The organism is Pacificitalea manganoxidans, from assembly GCF_002504165.1.
GTDB classification, from domain to species: domain Bacteria; phylum Pseudomonadota; class Alphaproteobacteria; order Rhodobacterales; family Rhodobacteraceae; genus Pacificitalea; species Pacificitalea manganoxidans.
In genome coordinates, this window is sequence record NZ_CP021404.1 from 2994036 (window position 1) to 3016019 (window position 21984).

The following is a 21984-nucleotide window of genomic DNA, read 5'->3' on the forward strand; positions in this document are numbered from 1 at the left end:
GCCTTAGAAAGGGCTCCGACCGGGCCGGATCCGGGGCCTTGGTGCTTCGCGGCGGGCCGCGAAACGAAAGCCCTTTCTAAGACAGGTTCGGCTGGGCCCGGAAAATACCGGACCCAGCCAATTTTCGAACGGGTTTGACCCCGATTACTTGAGCTCGACTTCGGCGCCGGCTGCTTCCAGCTTCGCCTTGATGTCTTCGGCTTCGTCCTTGGAGACCTGCTCCTTGACGGCTTTGCCGCCGGCTTCGACCAGCTCTTTGGCTTCTTTGAGGCCCAGGCCGGTCAGGGCGCGGACTTCTTTGATGACGTTGATTTTCTGAGCGCCAGCGGCTTTCAGGATCACGTCGAACTCGGTCTGCTCTTCAGCAGCAGCGGCGTCGCCACCGGCAGCCGGACCAGCCATCATCACAGCGCCGCCAGCGGCGGGCTCGATGCCATACTCGTCTTTGAGGATGGTTTTCAGTTCTTGTGCTTCGAGAAGGGTCAGACCCACGATCTCTTCGGCAAGTTTCTTCAGATCAGCCATAATACTGTTTCCGTTTCTTTAAGATGTGTTCCAACGTCAGGGTGTTCAACCCTACGCAGGTCTCTCGATCACGCGGCTTCCGCCCGCTCCTCGATGGTCGACAGGATGCTCGCGATGTTCGAAGCAGGCGCGCCAATGGCCCCGGCGATGTTGCTGGCGGGTGCACCGATACAGCCGACGATGGAAGCAATAAGCTCCTCGCGCGACGGCATATCGGACACTGCCTTGACACCGGCCCGGTCCAGGAACGTCTCGCCCATGGCACCACCGAGGATCTCGAACTTCGAGTTATCCTTGGCGAAGCCCTCGGCGACCTTGGCAGCAGCCACGGGGTCTTCCGAGTAGGCAAGAACGGTCATGCCCGTGAGAAGGTCGCCGATGCTTGCGCAAGGCTTCCCCTCGAGGGCGATTTTGGCGAGCCTGTTCTTGGCAACGCGCACAGACCCACCCGCTTCACGCATGTTCGCGCGCAGGTCCTGCATCTCTGCAACCGTGAGACCTTCGTAGTGGGCAACCACAACGACGCCAGAGCTTTCGAAGATCTGGCCGAGTTCCTCGACCACTTTCTCTTTCTGGGCTCTATCCACAGTTTCACTCCAAGTATGGAGGGTCTCCCCTCCGGCTCATGTTGCCCCGCGTTCCGGTCAGGCCGGCACACGAGGTTCGGGTCCAATTGCATGGGTCCCGAGGCCAAAATCACCCGAGGGAACACCCTCGAAGAAACTTGTCTCGTTCCCCATCTCAGGAAGGAATTACGAAGCTTCCGCTCCACCCTCCGTCTCGGACAGGACGGGGCCGGTAGGGTGGCCCCGTCATTCAATCCGGGAGATACCCCGGACAGAATTCTTATTCGGCGGCAACGGCCTGTGCCTCGGTCGCGTTGGCGACATCGACGGACACACCCGGGCCCATGGTCGAGGACAGCGACACGCGCTTCATGTAGGTGCCTTTGGCGCCGGCGGGTTTCGCCTTGGCCACGGCATCGCAGAACGCGCGGATGTTCTCGGCCAGTTTCTCGGCGTCGAAGGAGGCTTTGCCCACACCGGCGTGCACGACACCGGCCTTCTCGACCTTGAACTGAACCTCACCGCCTTTGGCGGCTTCGACGGCGGCGGCGACGTCGGGGGTCACGGTGCCGACCTTCGGGTTCGGCATCAGGTTCCGGGGGCCCAGAACCTTACCCAGACGACCGACGATGGGCATCATGTCCGGGGTCGCGATGCAACGATCAAAGTCGATCTTGCCGCCCTGGATGGTTTCCATCAGGTCTTCCGCACCGACGATATCGGCGCCCGCTTTCTTGGCTTCTTCTGCCTTGTCGCCACGGGCGAAGACCGCAACGCGGACCTCTTTGCCGGTGCCGTTGGGCAGCGAAACCTTGCCGCGAACCATCTGATCGGCGTGACGCGGGTCAACACCCAGGTTCACGGCGATCTCGACGGTTTCGTCGAACTTGGCCGAGGCGTTCGCTTTGATCAGCGCAACGGCGTCCTCGACGGTGATGTTATCTTTGCCAGCAAAGGCTTCGCGCGCGGCGCGGGTACGTTTTCCGAGCTTGGCCATGACTTACCCTTTCACCTCGACACCCATCGACCGGGCGGAGCCCAGGATGATCTGCATTGCTGCTTCCACGTCGTTCGCGTTGAGGTCCTTCATTTTGGCCTCAGCGATTTCCTTCACCTGCGCTTTGGTCACAGTGCCTGCCGTGGCGCGGCCCGGCGTGTTGGCGCCGGATTTCAGCTTCGCGGCCTTCTTGAGGTAATAAGACGCGGGCGGCGTCTTGATTTCCATCGTGAAGGATTTGTCCTGGTAATAGGTGATCACGGTCGGGCACGGCGCACCGGGCTCCATGTCCTGCGTCTTGGCGTTGAACGCCTTGCAGAATTCCATGATGTTAATGCCGCGCTGACCCAGCGCAGGACCGACGGGCGGGGACGGGTTCGCCTGCCCTGCCTTGACCTGCAGCTTCATCTTGCCTGCAACTTTCTTGGCCATGTGGCCTCTCCTTCTTCCAACGAACCGCCGTCGCGACGGGGCTCTCTACGTTGTCGTGGTCCGGGCCGGACGGCGCGCCGTCCTTACCTCCCACGCGGTTCCTCAGGCTTCCTTGGAGACCTGAGTGAATTCCAATTCGACCGGCGTGGCGCGACCAAAGATCGACACCGTGACCTTCAGACGCTGTGCACCGTCATCGACATCCTCGACCATCCCGGCGAAGCCCTCGAACGGACCGTCGGTCACGTTCACCTGCTCGCCGACCTGATAGGTGATCAGCGACCGCGGCTGCTGCTCGCCCTCTTCGACCCGGTTGAGAATCGCGTTCACCTCGTGATCGCGCATCGGCATCGGCTTGCCCTGCGGCCCGAGGAAGCCGGTCACCCGGTTAATCGATGTAATCAGGTGATAGCCCTGATCCGTCATCTCCATGCGCACCAGCACATAGCCGGGCATGAAGCGACGCTCTGCGGTCACCTTCTTGCCGCGACGAACCTCGATGACCTCCTCGGTCGGGACGAGAACTTCTTCGATCTCTTCCTCCAGACCGGCAGCGGCCACGTCATGCTTGATCTGTTCGGCGATCTTCTTCTCGAAGTTCGAGAGAACGCTCACCGAATACCAACGCTTCGCCATGCCGTCGTCATCCTTGCCCGCCGACGCCATGGCGCCGGATTATTCCGTAATTTCCCGCAGTTACCTGCGACTTCCTGAAACAAAAAGCGGCGTGCGACCCGAATCGATGCACGCCAGCTTGTATGGAAGTTGGGGTGCCTTACCCGTCTCCCGCTCTGTTTTCAAGAGGATGGAGACGCTTTTCGCGTCTTCAGCCGAAGTAGCCCAGCACTGCGGTCAGTCCGCCGCGGATCACCAGATCCACCACGAAGAAGAAGACCGAGGTCAGCGCCGCCATGATGAACACCATCACGGTGGTCAGCGCGACTTCACGACGGGTCGGCCAGACGACCTTCGCGACTTCGCTCCGGGTCTGCTGAATGAATGTAAGGGGATTTGTCCGCGCCATGTGTCGGTCTTCTCTCTCGTCCGAATGGGCGGCAGATATCGGCTCGCGCGCGGAAATTCAAGCCGCCAAACGTCGCAGATCGTCGTGCCGCTCATGATCGTTACAATTGTTCCTATCAGGGCGGGTGTGATTAAGGCGCTGTTAGGGGCTCGGCCACGATGCTGACGGTCTGTCAATCAAGGCCGCTACATGCTGGATATCCACGTCTCGTCCCTGCCTACACTGGCACATCAGATCTCCCCCCTCGGCGCGGGGCCGGGCGCTTTGCGCCTTGCGAAACTGGCGGGTGGCCCTGCCGGTGCCACGCCCCTGCCCATAGCGCCGGTTCCGTTGGACCCGCCCGTCCGCATGGCCCTGCTTCCGGATGTCACCCTACCAGCCCTGCCCGCGCTGACGGAGCTTGCCATTGCCGCAGGCTGCCTGTCCGTCGGCGCCGCGCTGATCGTGCTGGAACGCAAGGGCGATATTAAACGGCCCGGCATCTGCGTCCTGATGGCCGCGATGGTCATCCTTGTCGGGCTGTATCACGGCATGAACAGCATCGGTCCCGTGCCCTACCTGCTGACCGCCCTGCTTGCGATCGCGACCATGACGATGGGCACGCTGTTCTGGCTCAATCTGCCTGCCATGATCGAGGGCCCCGGCCCGCAACGCTTTGCCGAGGCGCACGCCACCCTTCAAAAGGAATTCGACCGCCGCATGACCGTGAAGGAGGATCTGCGTCAGGCGCATGAGGCGCTGCAAACCGCCCATAGCGACCTTGAACGCCGCGTGGTGGAACGCACCGCCGCGCTGCGCGACGCCAATACGGAAATGGAACGTTTCATCCATGTGGCCAGCCACGATCTGCGCGCGCCGCTGCGCGCGCTCATGATCCTGCCCGGCTGGCTGCGGGAAACGATCATCGCTCAGCATGGCACGGTGCATGACGATCTGGAACTCGACCTGCGCGAGATGGAAGTGCAAAGCCAGCGGATGGAACGCCTGCTTTGCGATCTGCGCACCCATGCCCGGCTGGGGCAGGAGGCCGACCCCCCCATCGATCTGGACCCGGCCCCCCTGATCCGGCGTGCCGCAGCCGAGGTCGAACTGCCCGACAGTTTCACCCTGGAACTGGACACCCCCCTGCCCCGGCTGAATTGCCCGCCGAACGGATTGCTGTTGCTGATGCAGATCGTGTTGTCGAATGCCGTCAAACACCACCACACCGGCACAGGCATCATCCGTGTGACCGCCAGCCAGCAGGACGGCGCGGTGCAGCTTCTGGTGCAGGATGACGGGCCCGGAATCGCCGCCGAATACCGAGAGAAGATTTTTGACATGCTGTTCACGCTCCAGCCGCGCGACGACGTGGAAGGCAGCGGAATGGGGCTGGCGACGGCCCGTAAATGCACGGCGCTCGCTGGCGGCACCATCCACCTCTGCCCCACCACAGACACCACGCCGGGGGCCACGTTCTGCATCACGCTGCCCGTCTCGGGCGCGTCAGCGCCCCTTCCCGGATGCGCCAAAGGCGTGTCTTCCTCTCAAACCCCAGCGGAGGCCATCCCATGATGAAAACCATCCTGCTTGCCGAAGACAGCGGCTTTTCGATCCGGGATTTTAAACGAAAACTTGAACAGTGCAGTTTTGAGGCCAATCTCATCGTCGTGCGGGACGGGCAGGCGGTGATTGATCTGCTTGACCCAGACAGCAGCGCGGCGCTGGACAGCTTGCCCGACCTAATCGTGCTGGATTTGAAAATGCCGCGCCTCGAAGGGCTCGATGTGCTGGCATGGATACGCCAGAGCGACACGTTGCATGACCTACCCGTGATCGTGCTGACGACCTCTGACGCCTTTTTCGACATGGATATGGCCGGTGCGCTCGATGTGGGGGAATACCTAACCAAGGACGCGCCTGCCGCCACGCTCTGCGCCGCGCTGACCCGCAACCTTAATCGCAGCCGCAAGCGGCTCGACCCGTTTCATGATGTGCTGCGAGAATTCAACAGCGAAGCCGACGTGCTGCGCGACGCGGCAATCCGCTAGACGCGAATCACGGCAAACGAAGCCGGACGTCAGCGACGCGGACCACCACGGATCACCTAAATCGACGAATGTTCAGGAAACGGCCTGGCAGGGGCGGAGGGACTCGAACCCACGACCCTCGGTTTTGGAGACCGATGCTCTACCAACTGAGCTACACCCCTAGGCCGGGTGTGGGCGTATTGCACCTTCCGGGTGAAATCAAGACGAATGTCACTACGGAATTTGGTTTCCATTACGCAAACCGTTTACGGCTGCCTCATGCAGGACATTTCTCCCTCCGCCACGTCCCTGTTCGACACCCGTCCGTGGCGTCGGATCGCCCTGTCCCGCCTGGACCCCGTCCGCGCGGTGCCGACGATGCTGTCGGAGACCGAGCAGAAGCTTTATTACTGGCTCACCCGGCATTGGGCTGCGGGGCGCGGGGCAATTGTCGATCTGGGATGCTTTGCCGGTGGCTCCACCGCGCGGCTCGCCCTAGGCCATGCGGAAGCGGGGCTGACCACACCGATCCACGCCTATGACCGCTTCACCGCCCAAGCCCGCGTGAAGCGGCGCGTCCTTTATCCGCAGGGCATCTCCCCGTTCGATGGCGAAGACATCCTGCCCTTGGCCCGCGAGCTGCTGCGCCCATGGCAGGCACATATCACCCTGCATCGCGGCCAGATCGAAGAACAACACTGGCAGGACGGCCCGATCGAAATCCTCGTGATGGATGCGGGCAAAACCGCGCCCGATCTGGACCGCATGGCGCAGATCTTCTTTCCTCATCTGGTGCCCGGCACCTCCCTGCTCGTGCAGCAGGACTATTTGCAGTGGAACCAGCCGTGGGTTGCCGTGCAGATGGAGTTGCTGGCCGACGTTTTCGTGCCACGCGCCCATGCCCGCCCCGATACGGTCGTCTGGGAATGCACCGCGCCGGTCACGGCAGATGCATTGGCCCGTGCGCAGGTGGAGGACCTGAGCGATGAGATGATGCTGGCCTATCTCGAACTGGCCTATGAGCGGTTCGAAGGTTGGAACCTTGGCCGTCGGATCGACACTTTGATCCGCGCCATGCGTGCCAATCCCGGCCAGCGCGCGGCGCATGATTTCAGCCGCCGCCCCTGACCCCGCCGCTCTGTAGCCCGAAGCAAGGCACAAAAAAGGGCGCCCGAAGGCGCCCTTTTCCCGGTCGCGGACCAAAGCCCGCGACACTAATCATTCAGGTCACTCGATGATTTTCGAGACGACGCCGGCGCCGACGGTGCGGCCGCCTTCGCGGATGGCGAAGCGCAGACCGTCTTCCATGGCGATCGGCGCGATCAGTTCAACGGCGAACTTCAGGTTGTCGCCGGGCATGACCATCTCGGTGCCCTCGGGCAGCGTGACGGTGCCGGTGACGTCCGTGGTCCGGAAGTAGAACTGCGGGCGGTAGTTCGCAAAGAACGGAGTGTGACGGCCACCTTCCTCTTTGGTGAGGATGTAGGCTTCGGCCTCGAACTTCGTGTGCGGCTTCACCGAACCCGGCTTACACAGAACCTGACCACGCTCGACGCCTTCACGGTCGATGCCGCGCAGCAGGGCGCCGATGTTGTCGCCGGCTTCCCCGCGATCCAGCAGCTTGCGGAACATTTCGACGCCGGTGCAGGTGGTTTTCTTGGTGTCGCGGATGCCCACGATTTCCAGTTCGTCACCCACGTTGACGACGCCACGCTCGACACGGCCGGTCACAACGGTGCCGCGGCCCGAGATCGAGAACACGTCTTCGATCGGCATCAGGAACGGCTGGTCCACGGCGCGCTCGGGCGTCGGGATGTAGTCGTCGACAGCCGCCATCAGTTCGCGGATCTTGTTCTCGCCGATTTCCGGGTCACGGCCTTCCATCGCCGCCAGAGCGGAGCCCGCAACGATCGGGATATCGTCGCCGGGGAACTCGTAGGACGACAGCAGTTCGCGGATTTCCATCTCGACGAGCTCCAGAAGCTCCTCGTCATCCACCTGGTCGACCTTGTTCATGAACACGACCAGCGCGGGCACGCCAACCTGACGGGCCAGCAGGATGTGCTCGCGGGTCTGGGGCATCGGGCCGTCGGCTGCGTTCACAACCAGAATGCCGCCGTCCATCTGCGCCGCACCGGTGATCATGTTCTTCACATAGTCAGCGTGGCCGGGGCAGTCGACATGGGCGTAGTGACGCGCTTCGGTCTCGTATTCCACATGCGCAGTCGAGATCGTGATGCCGCGGGCCTTCTCTTCGGGCGCGCCGTCGATCTGGTCATAGGCGCGGAAGTCACCGAAATACTTCGTGATCGCAGCCGTCAGCGTCGTCTTGCCGTGGTCAACGTGACCCACGGTGCCGATGTTCACATGCGGTTTCGTACGCGCAAACTTTTCCTTAGCCATGGTCTAGGCGCCTCGTCTCTTGAAAGGGGGCCTTGGCCGAGCGGCCGTGGCCCTGATCTACATCGCGCGCGGCTTATTGCGGTCCGCACCAAAAATCAAGACCCGCGATGTCTCTTGGCCTATAAACGCGGCGCCGAGACAGCGCCGCACGTCGCGTCACGAACCACTGGCAACTTTGCCCGCGGGCAGTTGCACGGTGACGTTTTCGGGGCGGAGGTTCGGATCGCCGGGTTTACGGGCAAACCATTCGGGGTTCTGCCGCATCCAATTTTCGACCAAGCGCGCCGTGTTCTTGGCGAGGTTCTCGATCTGCTGCTCCCGCGATTGGGTCAGCCCCGAACCGACAACCGTTTCCCCCGAAAGCCGCTCCAGCACCGTCAGGCGATGCGGCTCGTCGTTGAGCCGCTTGCCCGCGGCGTCGTCCCAGATATTGGCGCTGACCACCAAGACGGACTTCGGCGACAGCACGATGGGCACGCCCGGCACCGCGATCGAATAGCCATCGACGCTGATCGCGATGTGATACATCTGATCGCCGTCATAGCGCGAGAACCGCTCATCCACCGCGGCGCCGATGGCGGTCTGCCATTCCTCGGCGCTGGCGCGCCGCGAGGGGGGCACCATCTGCGCGTTCTTGGCCACGACAATATTATGGCCCAGCTTGAATTCCCCGATCGGCGTCGCGGGATCGGCCAGATCCTTATCTGCTGCGCCGCAGGCGGCAAGCAGCGTGATCAGGGCGAAGGTGGCGGCTTTGGCAAGGATCGAAGGCATGGACATGTCCCGGTCGGTGAGCATCGCCGATCTGGATAGACGCTGCGCGGCGGGCGCGCAATCTTTGCCCCCGCCGCGCTGGCGCATCAGCTTGCCTCGGATACACCTCAGAGCGACCGCCCTGCCTGCCCCCGCACCGGTCGTCAGTCGGTGAATCGGTTGTCGCGGGGGAAACCGCGCGGCGCCATCCGGCCCGTGCCCGCGCGTTTCGCCAGCCATTCATCCAGCTCGGTCTGCACCCGCCGACGTCCTGCCGGATCCAGCCAGCTCAAGCCCATTTCCAGCGTAAAGGTGGTGGCATCGCTCAGCCCGCCATCCTTGTATTTTTGCAGACGCACGCCCTTGCCCTTGTTCATCTCGGGCAGTTCTTCGATGGGAAAGATGATGACCTTGCGGTTCTCGCCCACCGCCGCGACATGGTTGCCGCGCACCACGCGACAGACCTGCGCCACGGTATCGCCCCGCACAGTCAGCACCTGCTTGCCACCACGGGTCTGGGCCAGCACCTCGTCGGACGGCACGATAAAGCCGTCCCCGGCGGAGGAGGCCAGCAGCAGGCGCTCGCCGGGCCGGTAGATCCGCATGGTCAGGATCTCGACCTCGTTGGGCAGATCGACCATCAGGCGCAGCGGCTCCCCCATTCCGCGCCCGCCGGGCAGGGTGGAGGCCGACAGCGTATAGAAGCGCCCGTTGCGTCCAAGGATCAGCAGCCGGTCGGTGGTTTCCGCATGGAACACGAACCGGCCTTCGTCGCCATCTTTGAACTTCAGCGCGGTGTCGAGCGCGATATGGCCCTTCATCGCGCGGATCCAGCCCATCTTGGAACAGACGACGGTGATCGGCTCGCGCTCGATCATCGCTTCCAGCGGCACGTCCTCGATGATCTGCGCATCGGCAAAGGTCGAGCGGCGCGCGCCACCTTCGGAGCCTTTGCCGAACTGCTTGCGGGTTTCACGCAGTTGCTCGGCGATGCGGCCCCATTGCAGATCCTCGCTCGCCAGCAAGGCTTCCAGCCCTTCGCGCTCGGCGCGAAGCTCATCACGTTCTCGGCGCAGCTCCATCTCTTCCAGACGGCGCAGGCTGCGCAAGCGCATGTTGAGGATCGCCTCCGCCTGCACGTCGGTCAGCTCGAATTCGGCCATCATCACCGGTTTGGGCTCATCCTCGGTGCGGATGATCTCGATCACCCGGTCAAGGTTGAGGAACGCGATGATATAGCCTTCGAGCACCTCCAGCCGGTGGTCGATACGGTTGAGCCGGTATTGCGACCGGCGCAGCAGCACCTCGCGGCGATGATCAAGGAAGGCGCGCAGCACTTCCTTCATCGAGCAGACCTTGGGCGTGCGCCCGTCGATCAGCACGTTCATGTTCAGGCTGAACCGGATCTCCAGATCGGAATTGCGGAACAGCATCCCCATCAGCAGATCGGCATCGACATTTTTCGACCGCGGCTCCAGCACCAGCCGGATATCCTCGGCGCTCTCGTCGCGCACATCGCCAAGGATCGGGATTTTCTTGATCTGGATCAGCTCGGCCAGCTTTTCGATCAGGCGGGATTTCTGCACCTGATAGGGGATCTCGGTGACGACGATCTGCCACTGCCCGCGGCCCAGATCCTCGATCTCCCAGCGCGCGCGCAGTCGGAAGGCGCCGCGTCCGGTGCGATAGGCCTCAAGAATATTCTCCCGCGTCTCAACGATCACGCCGCCGCCCGGAAAATCGGGCCCCGGCACCAGATCGACAAGCGTCTCGTCGCGCGCATCGGGATATTTGATCAGGTGCAGACAGGCCCCGATCAGTTCCTCGATGTTATGCGGCGGAATGTTGGTGGCCATGCCGACCGCGATCCCGGAGGAGCCATTGGCCAGCAGGTTCGGGAAGGCTGCCGGCATCACGACCGGCTCGGTCAGCGTGCCGTCGTAATTGTCGCGGAAATCGACCGCATCCTCGTTCAGCCCTTCCATCAGGGCTTCGGAGGCGGCTGTCAGACGTGCTTCGGTATATCGGCTCGCCGCGGGATTATCGCCGTCGACATTGCCGAAATTGCCCTGTCCGTCGACAAGCGGATAGCGGACGTTAAAATCCTGCGCCAGCCGCGCCATCGCGTCATAGATCGCGCTGTCGCCATGCGGGTGATAGTTGCCCATCACATCGCCGGAGATCTTTGCCGATTTGCGGAAGCCCCCCGTAGAGGTCAGCCGCAATTCGCGCATGGCATAGAGAATCCGCCGGTGCACCGGCTTCAGCCCATCGCGCGCATCGGGCAGGGCCCGGTGCATGATCGTGGACAGGGCATATGTCAGGTAGCGCTCACCGATCGCGCGGCGCAGCGGTTCCGAGGTTTCGGCCGCAGGGCCGCCGAGGGGGTCATCCAGATCATCACTCATGGCGGATCTGATAGCCGAGCCACTCGGACCGGTAAAGCGGGCCGTCGGGACATAACTTCGATTTTGGCGGAACCATCTCTCGCTTTAACGGTTGGTTAGCCGAGAGCGAGATATGATCGCACACAACAACAATCAGATGTCAAGAGGGTATTTCCCATGTTGCTTCGTATGACTTCCGGCCTTCTCGTGGTGATGTTCGGCGCCGCTGTCGTCATCGGCAACAACGACGCCTCCGAGAACTCCGCCAACAACCAAAACCTCGTTGCCCAGTTCATTGCCGCCAGCGGTGGTGCCGAATTTGGCAATTACCAGACGCAGGGCAATAGCCAGCCCGCCAAGGCGCCGTTGATGTCCGCACAGGCCGCAACCGCCGAACAGAACGCCTCGATCGCAGAACATTCGTTCGATGAGGACAAACTGGTAATGGTGTCCTTCTCGACCAAGGCGATCCCGCCGAAAACCGACGCTCCGCAGGCCGAAGTGATCAAGGCATCCGCCAGCACCGAAGCCGTCGCGGCCCCCGAGCCGAAGCTGCTCACCGTCACTGGCTCCCGCGTGAACCTGCGCGCTGGTCCCTCCACCGGCAACCCGGTGATCGGTAAGCTGATGGAAGGCGAGCAGGTCGAACTGATCGGCTATGAGACCGAAGGCTGGGCGCAGATCCGCGTCGAAGGCGAGAAGGTCGGTTATATGTCCGCCAACTTCCTCAAGCCCTCGGCCTGATCCTTACGGCTGACGTCAGCACCACTCAATAGATCGAGCCCCTTTGGCCCCGCGCCGAAGGGGCTTTTTGCTGCGCGGCGCGCGGCTTGCGGGAAAGCCTGCTTGCACTTCGGCGCCGCCCGGCGTTCGGTGCGGCACGCAACCCCGGAGCCTCCATGACCCGAAATCAGCCCTCCGCCCAGTCCGGCACGATGCACGCCAACGGCACCCCTGCGCGCAGCGTGCTTATCACCGGCTGCTCGTCTGGGATCGGCTACGATGCCGCCCATCGGCTGGCGAAACGGGGCTGGCGTGTTTTTGCGACCTGCCGGGCAGAGGAGGATTGCGCCCGCCTGCGGGATGAAGGTTTGGAATCACTACGGCTCGATTATGCCGATCCCGACAGCATCCACGCAGCGTTGGCGCAAATTCTCTCCCGGACCGGCGGCACGTTGGACGCGCTTTACAACAACGGCGCCTATGCCGCGCCGGGTGCCGTCGAAGATCTGCCCACCGGACTGCTCCGCGAAATATTCGAGGCAAATCTCTTTGGTTGGCACGAACTGACCCGCGCGGTGATTCCGGTGATGCGGGCGCAGGGGCATGGTCGTATCGTCAACTGCTCCTCGGTGCTGGGGCTTGTCGCGCAGAAATGGCGCGGTGCCTATGTCGCGACGAAATTCGCGCTCGAAGGGCTGACCGATACGCTGCGGTTGGAAATGGCGGATACGCCAATCGATGTGATCCTGATCGAACCCGGTCCGGTCACCTCGCGCATCCGTCACAATTCCATTCCGCACTTCGAACGCTGGGTCGATTGGCAGGCCTCCCCCCGCGCCGCGCAATACCGCGACAGCCTGCTGAAGCGATTGTATGAAAACCGCGGCCCCGACCGGTTCGAACTTCCGGCCTCCGCCGTGACCGAGAAACTGATCCATGCGCTCGAATCCACCCGTCCCCGCCCCCGCTACTACGTCACGACGCCGACCCGCATCGCCGGGGTCATCCGCCGCGCCCTGCCCACCGGGCTGGCCGACCGGCTGCTGGCGCGCGGCACCTGAGGCGGATGGGCGCGGTGGCAGCGTCCGTGTTTCTTGCTAGATCCCCTGTCACAGGGCACCCTGCGCCCGGTCCGCCAACCCACCCGGAGAGATCATGACAAACGATCCGCTGTTCCTGCTCGTCGCGCTGGCGATGCTCGTCACCCTCGCCGTGCTGCTCTTCGGGGTTGGCACATTCGGGCGCGGCGGCGCGTTCAACCGGCGCAATTCCAACAAGATCATGCGCTGGCGCATCATCGCGCAGGCCGTGGCCGTCGTGCTGATCCTGATCTTCGTGTTTTTCCGCCGGTCGGGAGGCTAACCAATGGTCGTGCTGAACAAGATCTATACCCGCACCGGCGATAGCGGGCAGACCGCCCTTGGGGATGGGCAGCGCGTCGACAAACACGCCCTGCGCGTCGAAGCCTACGGCACCGTCGATGAAACCAACGCCACGGTCGGGCTGGCCCGGTTGCATGCGCAGGGCGACATGACCGACCGCCTTGCCGCGATCCAGAACGACCTGTTCGATCTGGGCGCCGATATGTGTCGCCCCGACATGGACCGCGACGCCGATGCCGACTACCCGCCGCTGCGCATGGTGGCGGCGCAAACCGACCGGCTGGAGGCCGAAATCGACGCGATGAATGCAGGGCTTGCCCCGCTGCGCAGCTTTGTTTTGCCCGGCGGCACGGCGCTTGCCGCGCATTTGCACCTGTGCCGCACGGTATCGCGCCGGGCCGAACGGCTTGCCGTGGCGCTCGCCGGGACCGAGCCGGTCAATCCCCATGCGATCCGCTATCTCAATCGGTTGAGCGACTGGTTTTTTGTGGCATCCCGCGCCGCGAATACCGATGGTGACGGCGATATTTTGTGGGTGCCCGGTGCGAACCGTTAGGCCCTGCACCATCGCCCGCGAATAATTTCGTAACGCAATGTTATAGCTGTATTCGCGCGTTTCCCCCTGTTTTCGCAGGGTCACCTCCGGTAACACATAACGGAGCCGGGCCAGCCCGGAAAAATCAGAGGAGAAGTCACGCCGATGAAGGTGCTCGTACCTGTCAAGCGCGTGATCGACTACAATGTGAAGGTTCGCGTCAAGGCGGACGGAAGCGGTGTCGATCTCGCCAATGTCAAAATGTCGATGAACCCGTTCGACGAGATCGCGGTCGAAGAGGCGATCCGCCTCAAGGAAGCCGGCAAGGTCGAGGAGGTCGTCGCGGTCTCCATCGGCGTCAAGCAGGCACAGGAAACGCTGCGCACCGCTTTGGCGATGGGCGCTGACCGCGCGATCCTCGTGATTGCCGCCGATGACGTGCACACCGATATCGAGCCGCTCGCCGTGGCCAAGATCCTTGCCAAAATCGTCGAAGACGAACAGCCCGGGCTTGTTCTCTGCGGGAAGCAGGCGATCGACAACGATATGAACGCGACCGGGCAGATGCTCGCCGCGCTTCTGGGCTGGAGCCAAGCCACCTTCGCGTCCGAGGTCGACACCGATGGCGACAGCGCCACGGTCACCCGCGAAGTGGATGGCGGCCTGCAAACCATCAAGGTCAAAATGCCCGCCGTGGTCACCGTGGACCTGCGCCTCAATGAGCCGCGCTATGCCTCGCTGCCCAACATCATGAAAGCCAAGAAAAAGCCGCTGGATGAAAAAACCGCGGCTGATCTGGGTGTCGATGTGACGCCGCGCCTGACGGCGGTGAAAACCGCCGAGCCGGACGCGCGCAAGGCAGGCATCATCGTCGGCTCGGTGGATGAACTGATCGACAAGCTGAAAAACGAAGCGGGGGTGCTCTGATGGCCGTTCTCCTTCTTGCCGAGGTCACCTCGGGCGAGCTGAACCGTGACGCCACCGCCAAGGCCGTGACCGCTGTTGCCTCGCTGGGCGACGTGACGGTGCTGGCCTGTGGCGCGCAGGCGTCCGATGCCGCCGCCGAGGCAGCCGGGATCGCGGGCGTCGCCCGTGTGCTCTGCGCCGAGGATGCGCTTTACGGTCACCGTCTGGCTGAACCGGCCGCCGCGCTGCTGGTCGATCTGGCTGCGGACTATGACCATATCGCCGCCCCTGCGACGACGGATGCCAAAAACATCATGCCGCGCGTCGCCGCGCTGCTGGATGTGATGATCCTGTCGGATGTCTCCGGCGTGGTCGATGCCGACACGTTCGAACGTCCGGTCTATGCGGGCAACGCGATCCAGACCGTGAAAAGCGGCGACGCGAAGAAGGTGCTGACCATCCGCACCTCGTCCTTCGACGGGGCCGGTTCGCAGGATGCGGTCAACGTCGAAACCATCGGCGCGGCTGCCGATCCCGGCCTGTCGGAATGGGTTGCGGACAAGGTCGCGGAAAGCGACCGTCCCGAGCTGACCTCCGCCGGGATCGTCGTGTCCGGCGGGCGCGGGCTTGGCTCCGAGGAGCAGTTCGCCCTGATCGAGAAGCTCGCCGATAAGCTGGGCGCCGCCGTTGGCGCATCCCGCGCGGCGGTCGATTCGGGCTACGCGCCCAACGACTGGCAGGTTGGCCAGACCGGCAAAGTCGTGGCGCCGAACCTTTATATCGCCGTCGGCATTTCGGGTGCGATCCAGCACCTCGCCGGGATGAAGGACAGCAAGGTCATCGTCGCGATCAACAAGGACGAGGAAGCGCCGATTTTCCAAGTCGCCGATTACGGGCTCGTCGCGGATCTGTTCGAAGCCGTCCCGGAACTGACCGAGAAGCTCTGAGCCCGCGCCGCCGCCCTTGCGCGGCTGCCTTGGATCTACGCAAACGACCCGCCGCGCCTGTCGCGGCGGGTCTTTTCATGCCCCATGCCCCCGCCAACGCGCTTGCACCCGCAGCATGGCGGGCCATATGGTCGCGAAGGATTAGCGCGGCAGAAGGACGGATCGCATGGAAATCAAGACGGTAGGCGTCGTCGGTGCGGGCCAGATGGGCAACGGCATCGCCCATGTCTTTGCGGTATCTGGGTATGAGGTCGTGTTGAACGACATCGACCAAGGCGCGCTCGACAAGGCCTTGTCGCAAATTCACAAAAATTTGGACCGTCAGGTCAGCCGAGAGAAAATCACCGAGGATGAGCGCCGCGCCGCGCTGGCCCGGATTTCCACCACGCTGAAGCTGCCCGATCTGGGCCAGACCGATCTGGTGATCGAGGCCGCGACCGAACGCGAGACGGTCAAGGTCGCGATTTTCGAGGATCTGCTGCCGCATCTGAAACCGGAAACGATCCTGACCTCCAACACCTCGTCGATTTCGATCACGCGCCTTGCCAGCCGGACGGATCGGCCCGAGAAATTCATGGGATTCCACTTCATGAACCCGGTGCCCGTCATGCAACTGGTCGAATTGATCCGCGGCATCGCCACCGACCAACCGACCTATGAAGCGCTGCACAAGGTCGTGGAATCGCTGGGCAAAACCGCCGCCACCGCCGAGGATTTCCCCGCCTTTATCGTCAACCGCATCCTGATGCCGATGATCAACGAGGCGGTCTATACGCTTTACGAGGGCGTGGGCTCCGTCAAATCGATCGACGAGTCATTGAAGCTGGGCGCGAACCACCCGATGGGGCCGCTGGAACTGGCGGATTTCATCGGGCTCGATACCTGTCTCGCCATCATGAACGTGCTGCATGACGGGCTGGCCGATACGAAATACCGCCCCTGCCCGCTGCTGACCAAATATGTCGAAGCTGGCTGGCTGGGCCGCAAGACCGATCGTGGATTCTACGATTATCGCGGCGACACCCCGGTGCCGACCCGCTAAGCGCGGCGCAACCCGTCAGGGTTTCAACGCCAGCGTGCGCGCCCGCAGCCACGTCATGAAATCGCGTGGCTTCGCGGTGCGGGCGGCGATCTCTTCGGGCGGGACCGGTAGCCCGACCACCGGGCGCTGGGGACGGTTCAGCGCATGCACCACCTCGAACAGCAGCAATCCCTGCCGCAGAGTGGCCGACAGCCTGTTGGCGATCTGATAGGCGCGGGAATTCTGGCCGGGGAAATAGATCGGCACCACCTGCGCACCGGAGCGCTGGATCATCTTGGCGGTAAACGGGTTCCAATCCGCCTCGATCGCGGGACCGGTCATCGTCTCCGACGATGCGACCACGCCGGACGGGAACAGAACGATCACGCCGCCCTGTTTCAGATGGTCCATCGCCGCCTTGCGCATGGCAAGGTTCTGGGCCAGCGCGTCTTCCTCATGTTTGAACGGCACCGGGATCATGAATTCGTCGATCTCGGTCACGCCGGTCAGAAGCGACCGCGTCAGGATTTTGTAATCCGTGCGCACGCGCCCCACCAATTCCGCAAGCACCATGCCATCCACCAGACCATGCGGATGGTTGGCGACGATCACGACCGGGCCGGTGGCGGGAATGCGCGCGATCTCGTCTGCCGGGGTCTCCAGCGTGATGCCCATGACCCCCAGCGCCTGCGCCCAGAAGGGCTGCCCATGCGGCACGCCCATCTGCTCGAACCGCCGGATCAGACGGAGCAGCCGCAGCTTGCCGGTGAACAGTTCCATCACCCGGATGACGGCGGCCTTCCACGGGTTCTCAAAGGTGTTGGAATAGGACAGGCGACGCCCGTCATAGGGATCTTCGCCCAGCGATTGGGTGGCAAATTCCGGACGCTTCCCCGACATGAAGCGGAGCGGTTTTGGATGCTGGGTGCTGTCAACCATGTCGATCAGACCTCCCTTGCCCGCGCGTTGCTGCCTCGTCCCGCTGGCCCCCTGCGAACCCTCTTCGGGGCGCTGCGGTGGCGTGGGGTGACCGGACCGTCCGGTCAGAACGGCTCTCCGAACCTGTCCGCGACAAGTGCCGCGAGCGCGTCCATCAGGGCGTCGGCCTGTGGTCCGTTGGTTTCAACCTGAATAGAGGTTCCCTTGGACGCTGCCAACATCAAAAGCCCCATGATGCTGTCGCCCCCAGCCTCCAGACCGTCCCGGCTCACGGTCGCGCGAGCATCGTATTCCTCGACCGTTTCAACGAATTTTGCCGATGCGCGGGCATGAAGGCCCTTCTCGTTCACGATAGATAACGTGCGTTGCGCCATACTATGCCTGCCCTCCCCGAGCCGCTCTCTCAGCCGGGAAGGCCGTCAAAGCTGTTAATATATTTCCGACCCGCTTCCATAGCGGTGACCACAGCATCCTCTACCTTCATCTGGCGTGACTTGGCGAGCTTGATCAGCATCGGCAGGTTCGCCCCGTAAAGGATCTTGCGGTTTTGCGGGGAACACGCGCGCAGGCTCAGGTTCGACGGCGATCCACCGAACATGTCGGTGACCACGACGACTCCGTCGCCCATGTCGACCTCGTCGGCGGCGATGCAGATCTCTGACTGCTTCATCTGCCGGTCATGATCCGGCGCTATGGCGATTGCGCGTATGCCGGTCTGTTTGCCGACCACATGTTCGACAGCGGCCAGATATTCTCTGGCCAAACCACCATGCGCGACGATCACGATGCCGATCACGCTGCCTACCTCGGCTCTGCGGCGCCGGACTGTGCTGCCCTGCGCTCTAGTTCCCTGTGTCTTATAGACACGCGCCATCCCTCCTCCGCAAGCGTCTTGGCCAGCAATTCCGTTACGGTAACGGAGCGGTGCTGGCCGCCGGTACACCCGAACCCGATGGACAGATGCGCCTTGCCTTCGGCCACATAGGCCGGCAGCAGCAACCGGGTCAGTCCGGCCACGCTATCGAAGAAGGGTTCATATCTCGTATCCTGTGCCACATAGGCTTGCACCGGGGCGTCGCGACCATCAAGCCCGCGCAGGCTGTCATCCCAGTAAGGGTTGCGCAGAAACCGCACGTCAAACACCATGTCGAGTCCGCGCGGCAACCCACGCTTGTAGCTGAAACTGTGCAAGCTCACCGCCAGGTTGTCGGCGGTGGGCGAGCCGAACCACCGGTCCATATCCGCGCGCAGATCGTGCACGGTCAATTCGGACGTGTCGATCAGCAGATCAGCGCGCAGTTTCACCGGGGCAAGCAGGTCAATTTCGCGGGCGATGCCTTCGGTCGGGCTTTCGGCCGGGGCCAACGGATGACGCCGCCGGGTTTCCGAAAACCGTCGCTGCAGCACATCCGGCGCACAGTCGAGATACAGCAGCTCTACCCGCAGGTCGGGATGCGCGCCGCTGTGCCGTCGCTCCACCAGATCCAGCAGGGCGTCGGTCGAGAAATCCCGGTTACGCACATCGAGCCCCAGCGCCAGCGGCTTGCCATGAGGCGGTCCGTCCAGCAGGCGCGGCACCAATGACAACGGAAGATTGTCGATGACCTCCCAGCCCAGATCCTCCAGCACGCGGATCGCAGTGCTGCGCCCGGCGCCCGAAGGACCGGTGATCAGCACCAGCCGCTGCTGGGCGACGGGCTCTGCCGCGCGGTCGGTCCCGGCGCGCGCTTGTGCCGCGTCAGGTCCGGGTAACTGAGTCGAAGTCGAACTGTCTGAGCTCACGCCTCTCGTCCGTGCTGCAGGTGCAAAATCATCATCGCCGCCAGATGATCACCGGGCGGGCGGAACAGCAAGGGCACATCCTGCTCGCAATATCGCACGAAACGGTCATCGGGGGGCAGGCGCGCGGGTTCAGGCCGGTCCAGCCGCAGCGCGGCCACCACACGGGCGGGTTCATATGGCATCCGCATCAGCCCCAGCCCGCGCGCCTCAATCAAACCCGCGATATTGGGCGCAGGGGCGGCCATCAGCCCGCCGGCATCTGCGCATAGGGCCACACGGTCGTCAGCCACCAGCACCGCGCCCAAGGCAATCATCTGCAACGCCAGCGCCGATTTGCCCGCGCCCGACGACCCAAGAATCATGAGCCCGCGCCCGTTGATGGCGACCGCGCTGGCATGGATGATCTCGGCGGCGACGCCGGTCATGATCCCGCCGCCCTCAACCAGCGTCGCCGCTGGGCGCGGCGGGTTGCTCCGCCAGAGCCTCCAGAATCGCGATGGCGCTGTCGCTGTCCCAATCGGCCTCACCGACCATCCGCGCCAATTCCCGGCCCTCGGCGTCCAGAATGACCGTGGCGGGCAGGCCCAGCACCGCGAATTGCCGCGACAGGCCCTGACGCGGGTCCCGGTATAGCGGCAGGTTGTCGACGCCGATCTCTTCGAAGAACCGCTGCATCGCGGGCACCGGGTTCGGCCCCGACGCCATCGTCACCACCCGAACACCGCGATCCTTGAACCGCTCCTGTAGCGCCGACAGCATCGGCATTTCCTTACGGCAGGGCGCGCACCATGTGGCCCAGAAGTTCAGCACGATCACATCGCCGCGCAACTCCGCCATGTCATGGCTGGTCCCGCCCGCATCCAGAAAACTGCCCTCGATGGCCGGTTTCGGGGCGGTATGGAAATTCAGCTTCTTCATCGTGCCGTCGCGCAATGCCTCCAGCGTGGCAATATCGGCCTCCGCGCGCACCGCTCCCGGCGCCGCAATTGCGCCGAGCCCCAGCGCCGTATAAACAATGGCCGCAATCAAGCGCTTCATGCGTCTCTCTTTTCTCTCGTTTCACTTCCCAAGGGGCTCCGTCACATGACAAAACCCGAGCAGGGCTCAAACCAGATGTGGGGCGGGCGCTTCGCCGCCGGTCCCGACGCGATCATGGAGGCAATCAATGCCTCGATCGGCTTCGACAAACGGCTTGCCCGTCAGGACATCGAAGGCTCCCGCGCCCATGCCGCCATGCTGGCCGCCCAAGGCATCGTGGACGCTAAAGACGCCGAGACGATCAGGGAAGGCCTGCTCACGGTCTTGTCAGAGATCGAAGAAGGCCGTTTCACCTTCTCCACCGCGCTGGAAGACATCCACATGAATGTCGAAGCCCGGCTGAAGGATCTGATCGGTGCGCCCGCAGGCCGCCTGCACACCGCCCGGTCGCGCAACGATCAGGTGGCGACCGATTTCCGGCTCTGGGTCCGCGAACAGTGCGATGCCGCGATGGCCGGTCTACGCGCGTTGCAGCACGCGTTGCTGGCACAGGCGGAGGCTGGCGCGGATTGGGTCATGCCCGGCTTCACCCATCTGCAGACCGCGCAGCCTGTCACATGGGGTCATCACATGATGGCCTATGTCGAAATGTTCGGGCGCGATCACGACCGTTTCCGCGACGCCCGTGCCCGGATGAACGAATCGCCCCTCGGGGCTGCGGCGCTGGCGGGCACGTCCTTCCCGATCGACCGGCATATGACGGCTGAGGCGCTTGGGTTTGACCGGCCCGCCGCCAACAGCCTCGATGCCGTGTCGGATCGCGATTTCGCGCTGGAATTCCTGTCCACCGCCACGATCTGCGCCATGCATCTCAGCCGCATGGCCGAAGAACTGGTGATCTGGTCCTCCGCGCAGTTCCGCTTCGTCGTGCTGTCGGATCGGTTCTCCACCGGCTCCTCGATCATGCCGCAGAAGAAGAACCCCGACGCCGCTGAACTGATCCGCGCCAAAATTGGCCGCATCCTTGGCGCCAATGTCGCGCTGCTGACGGTGATGAAGGGTCTGCCTCTGGCCTATTCCAAGGACATGCAGGAAGACAAAGAACAGGTCTTCGACGCCGCCGACAACCTGATGCTCGCCCTCGCCGCGATGGAGGGGATGGTGCGCGATATGTCCGCCAACCGCCCTGCATTGGAGGCCGCGGCTGCGTCGGGCTTCTCCACCGCGACCGATCTGGCCGACTGGCTGGTGCGCGAATTGAACCTGCCCTTCCGCGATGCGCATCACGTCACTGGCACGCTGGTCGGCCGGGCGGAGGCCAAGGGCTGCGATCTGCCCGACCTGTCGCTGGCCGAAATGCAGGAGGTCCATGACGGCATCACCGAGGATGTGTTCACCGTGCTCGGCGTGCAGAATTCCGTGGCCAGCCGGACCTCCTATGGCGGCACCGCGCCGGCCAATGTGCGCGAACAGGTCGCCCGCTGGCAGGAGGCGCTGGCATGACCCGGCTCGTCCTTGGCCTGTCCTTGCTCGGGCTGCTTGCGGCCTGCGGGGTCGATGGCGCCCCGATCCGCCCGGACCGTGCCGCATGGTCGCCGGTCAGTGGCGCACGGTAACGCAAACGCATGGTTTCACGTGAAGGCGTGAGGCGTTGATATAAGAAAGGCAGCACCCG

Annotated in this window: 27 protein-coding genes and 1 tRNA gene; 12 read left to right on the forward strand and 16 right to left on the reverse strand. The window is 63.4% G+C overall.

Annotation, left to right across the window (positions count from 1 at the left end):
- Nucleotides 1–144: 144 nt before the first annotated feature.
- From rplL to secE, 6 genes are all read right to left on the reverse strand, one after another.
- Entirely contained in the window at nt 145–525 is a 381-nt protein-coding gene (rplL, locus tag CBW24_RS13715) for a 50S ribosomal protein L7/L12 (RefSeq protein ID WP_088665030.1), read from the reverse strand.
- 68 nt (nt 526–593) lie between these two features.
- The gene (gene rplJ, locus CBW24_RS13720; protein ID WP_088665031.1) at nt 594–1112 is read right to left on the reverse strand and encodes a 50S ribosomal protein L10; all 519 of its coding nucleotides are present in this window, start codon (nt 1110–1112) and stop codon (nt 594–596) included.
- 259 nt (nt 1113–1371) lie between these two features.
- Nucleotides 1372–2088 (reverse strand): 50S ribosomal protein L1, encoded by a 717-nt coding sequence (rplA, locus tag CBW24_RS13725; RefSeq protein WP_088665032.1) that lies wholly within the window; start codon nt 2086–2088, stop codon nt 1372–1374.
- A 3-nt stretch (nt 2089–2091) separates the two neighbouring features.
- Nucleotides 2092–2520, reverse strand: coding sequence for a 50S ribosomal protein L11 (gene rplK, locus CBW24_RS13730; RefSeq protein ID WP_088665033.1), 429 nt, complete (start codon nt 2518–2520; stop codon nt 2092–2094).
- A 102-nt stretch (nt 2521–2622) separates the two neighbouring features.
- Entirely contained in the window at nt 2623–3156 is a 534-nt protein-coding gene (gene nusG / locus CBW24_RS13735; RefSeq protein ID WP_088665038.1) for a transcription termination/antitermination protein NusG, read from the reverse strand.
- A gap of 190 nt (nt 3157–3346) precedes the next feature.
- Nucleotides 3347–3544, reverse strand: a complete 198-nt coding sequence (gene secE / locus CBW24_RS13740; protein WP_088665034.1) for a preprotein translocase subunit SecE — start codon at nt 3542–3544, stop codon at nt 3347–3349.
- Nucleotides 3545–3733: 189 nt separating this feature from the next.
- On the opposite strand from secE, the gene CBW24_RS13745 reads away from it, so the two are divergent.
- Together CBW24_RS13745 and CBW24_RS13750 are read left to right on the forward strand one after the other, a co-directional pair.
- Entirely contained in the window at nt 3734–5098 is a 1365-nt protein-coding gene (locus tag CBW24_RS13745) for a sensor histidine kinase (protein WP_097373894.1), read from the forward strand.
- The gene (locus tag CBW24_RS13750; protein WP_157773234.1) at nt 5095–5574 is read left to right on the forward strand and encodes a response regulator; all 480 of its coding nucleotides are present in this window, start codon (nt 5095–5097) and stop codon (nt 5572–5574) included. The genes CBW24_RS13745 and CBW24_RS13750 overlap by 4 nt, the downstream gene beginning before the upstream one ends.
- 85 nt (nt 5575–5659) lie before the next feature.
- On the opposite strand, the gene CBW24_RS13755 is transcribed toward CBW24_RS13750, so the two are convergent.
- Nucleotides 5660–5735, reverse strand: a tRNA-Trp gene (locus tag CBW24_RS13755).
- Nucleotides 5736–5832: 97 nt separating this feature from the next.
- On the opposite strand from CBW24_RS13755, the gene CBW24_RS13760 reads away from it, so the two are divergent.
- On the forward strand, nt 5833–6681 hold the full coding sequence (locus CBW24_RS13760) for a class I SAM-dependent methyltransferase (RefSeq protein ID WP_097373896.1): 849 nt from the start codon (nt 5833–5835) through the stop codon (nt 6679–6681).
- 99 nt (nt 6682–6780) lie between these two features.
- Here the strand turns inward: CBW24_RS13760 and tuf are convergent, their stop codons facing one another.
- From tuf to parC, 3 genes are all read right to left on the reverse strand, one after another.
- Nucleotides 6781–7956: an elongation factor Tu gene (tuf, locus tag CBW24_RS13765; protein WP_088665145.1), complete on the reverse strand. Its 1176-nt coding sequence runs from the start codon at nt 7954–7956 to the stop codon at nt 6781–6783.
- Nucleotides 7957–8112: 156 nt separating this feature from the next.
- Nucleotides 8113–8754 (reverse strand): hypothetical protein, encoded by a 642-nt coding sequence (locus CBW24_RS13770; protein ID WP_198405189.1) that lies wholly within the window; start codon nt 8752–8754, stop codon nt 8113–8115.
- A gap of 119 nt (nt 8755–8873) precedes the next feature.
- Nucleotides 8874–11117, reverse strand: coding sequence for a DNA topoisomerase IV subunit A (gene parC / locus CBW24_RS13775; protein ID WP_097373897.1), 2244 nt, complete (start codon nt 11115–11117; stop codon nt 8874–8876).
- Between the two features lie 156 nt (nt 11118–11273).
- Here parC and CBW24_RS13780 point away from each other — a divergent pair, with 156 nt between their 5' ends.
- The 7 genes from CBW24_RS13780 (at nt 11274) to CBW24_RS13810 (ending at nt 16631) form a co-directional block, all read left to right on the forward strand.
- Entirely contained in the window at nt 11274–11840 is a 567-nt protein-coding gene (locus CBW24_RS13780; RefSeq protein WP_088662609.1) for an SH3 domain-containing protein, read from the forward strand.
- A 155-nt stretch (nt 11841–11995) separates the two neighbouring features.
- A complete protein-coding gene (locus CBW24_RS13785) occupies nt 11996–12880 on the forward strand; it encodes an SDR family oxidoreductase (protein WP_232529821.1) in 885 nt (294 codons plus the stop codon).
- A 94-nt stretch (nt 12881–12974) separates the two neighbouring features.
- Nucleotides 12975–13181, forward strand: coding sequence for a twin transmembrane helix small protein (locus CBW24_RS13790; RefSeq protein WP_088662610.1), 207 nt, complete (start codon nt 12975–12977; stop codon nt 13179–13181).
- 3 nt (nt 13182–13184) lie between these two features.
- Nucleotides 13185–13757 (forward strand): cob(I)yrinic acid a,c-diamide adenosyltransferase, encoded by a 573-nt coding sequence (locus CBW24_RS13795; protein WP_097373898.1) that lies wholly within the window; start codon nt 13185–13187, stop codon nt 13755–13757.
- A 144-nt stretch (nt 13758–13901) separates the two neighbouring features.
- Entirely contained in the window at nt 13902–14663 is a 762-nt protein-coding gene (locus tag CBW24_RS13800) for an electron transfer flavoprotein subunit beta/FixA family protein (RefSeq protein WP_097373899.1), read from the forward strand.
- Nucleotides 14663–15589, forward strand: coding sequence for an electron transfer flavoprotein subunit alpha/FixB family protein (locus tag CBW24_RS13805; protein ID WP_088662613.1), 927 nt, complete (start codon nt 14663–14665; stop codon nt 15587–15589). The genes CBW24_RS13800 and CBW24_RS13805 overlap by 1 nt, the downstream gene beginning before the upstream one ends.
- A 166-nt stretch (nt 15590–15755) precedes the next feature.
- Nucleotides 15756–16631: a 3-hydroxybutyryl-CoA dehydrogenase gene (locus tag CBW24_RS13810; RefSeq protein ID WP_088662614.1), complete on the forward strand. Its 876-nt coding sequence runs from the start codon at nt 15756–15758 to the stop codon at nt 16629–16631.
- A gap of 15 nt (nt 16632–16646) precedes the next feature.
- Here CBW24_RS13810 and CBW24_RS13815 read toward each other — a convergent pair whose 3' ends face one another.
- The 6 genes from CBW24_RS13815 to CBW24_RS13840 form a co-directional block, all read right to left on the reverse strand.
- Nucleotides 16647–17510 carry a lysophospholipid acyltransferase family protein gene (locus tag CBW24_RS13815; RefSeq protein WP_097374251.1) on the reverse strand — a complete coding sequence of 288 codons (864 nt, stop codon included), beginning with the start codon at nt 17508–17510 and terminating at the stop codon, nt 16647–16649.
- A 143-nt stretch (nt 17511–17653) separates the two neighbouring features.
- Nucleotides 17654–17923, reverse strand: a complete 270-nt coding sequence (locus tag CBW24_RS13820; RefSeq protein ID WP_088662615.1) for an HPr family phosphocarrier protein — start codon at nt 17921–17923, stop codon at nt 17654–17656.
- A 29-nt stretch (nt 17924–17952) separates the two neighbouring features.
- Nucleotides 17953–18345 (reverse strand): PTS sugar transporter subunit IIA, encoded by a 393-nt coding sequence (locus CBW24_RS13825; protein WP_088662616.1) that lies wholly within the window; start codon nt 18343–18345, stop codon nt 17953–17955.
- Between the two features lie 5 nt (nt 18346–18350).
- A complete protein-coding gene (gene rapZ / locus CBW24_RS13830) occupies nt 18351–19229 on the reverse strand; it encodes an RNase adapter RapZ (RefSeq protein WP_374708979.1) in 879 nt (292 codons plus the stop codon).
- 98 nt (nt 19230–19327) lie between these two features.
- Nucleotides 19328–19756, reverse strand: coding sequence for an HPr kinase/phosphorylase (locus CBW24_RS13835; protein WP_097373900.1), 429 nt, complete (start codon nt 19754–19756; stop codon nt 19328–19330).
- Between the two features lie 13 nt (nt 19757–19769).
- The gene (locus tag CBW24_RS13840; RefSeq protein WP_097373901.1) at nt 19770–20369 is read right to left on the reverse strand and encodes a TlpA family protein disulfide reductase; all 600 of its coding nucleotides are present in this window, start codon (nt 20367–20369) and stop codon (nt 19770–19772) included.
- 45 nt (nt 20370–20414) lie between these two features.
- Between CBW24_RS13840 and argH the strand changes: the two genes are divergently transcribed.
- Both argH and CBW24_RS13850 read left to right on the forward strand, forming a co-directional pair.
- Nucleotides 20415–21812 (forward strand): argininosuccinate lyase, encoded by a 1398-nt coding sequence (gene argH, locus CBW24_RS13845; RefSeq protein ID WP_097373902.1) that lies wholly within the window; start codon nt 20415–20417, stop codon nt 21810–21812.
- Nucleotides 21809–21925 (forward strand): argininosuccinate lyase, encoded by a 117-nt coding sequence (locus CBW24_RS13850; protein WP_097373903.1) that lies wholly within the window; start codon nt 21809–21811, stop codon nt 21923–21925. The genes argH and CBW24_RS13850 overlap by 4 nt, the downstream gene beginning before the upstream one ends.
- The last annotated feature ends 59 nt before the right edge of the window (nt 21926–21984 follow it).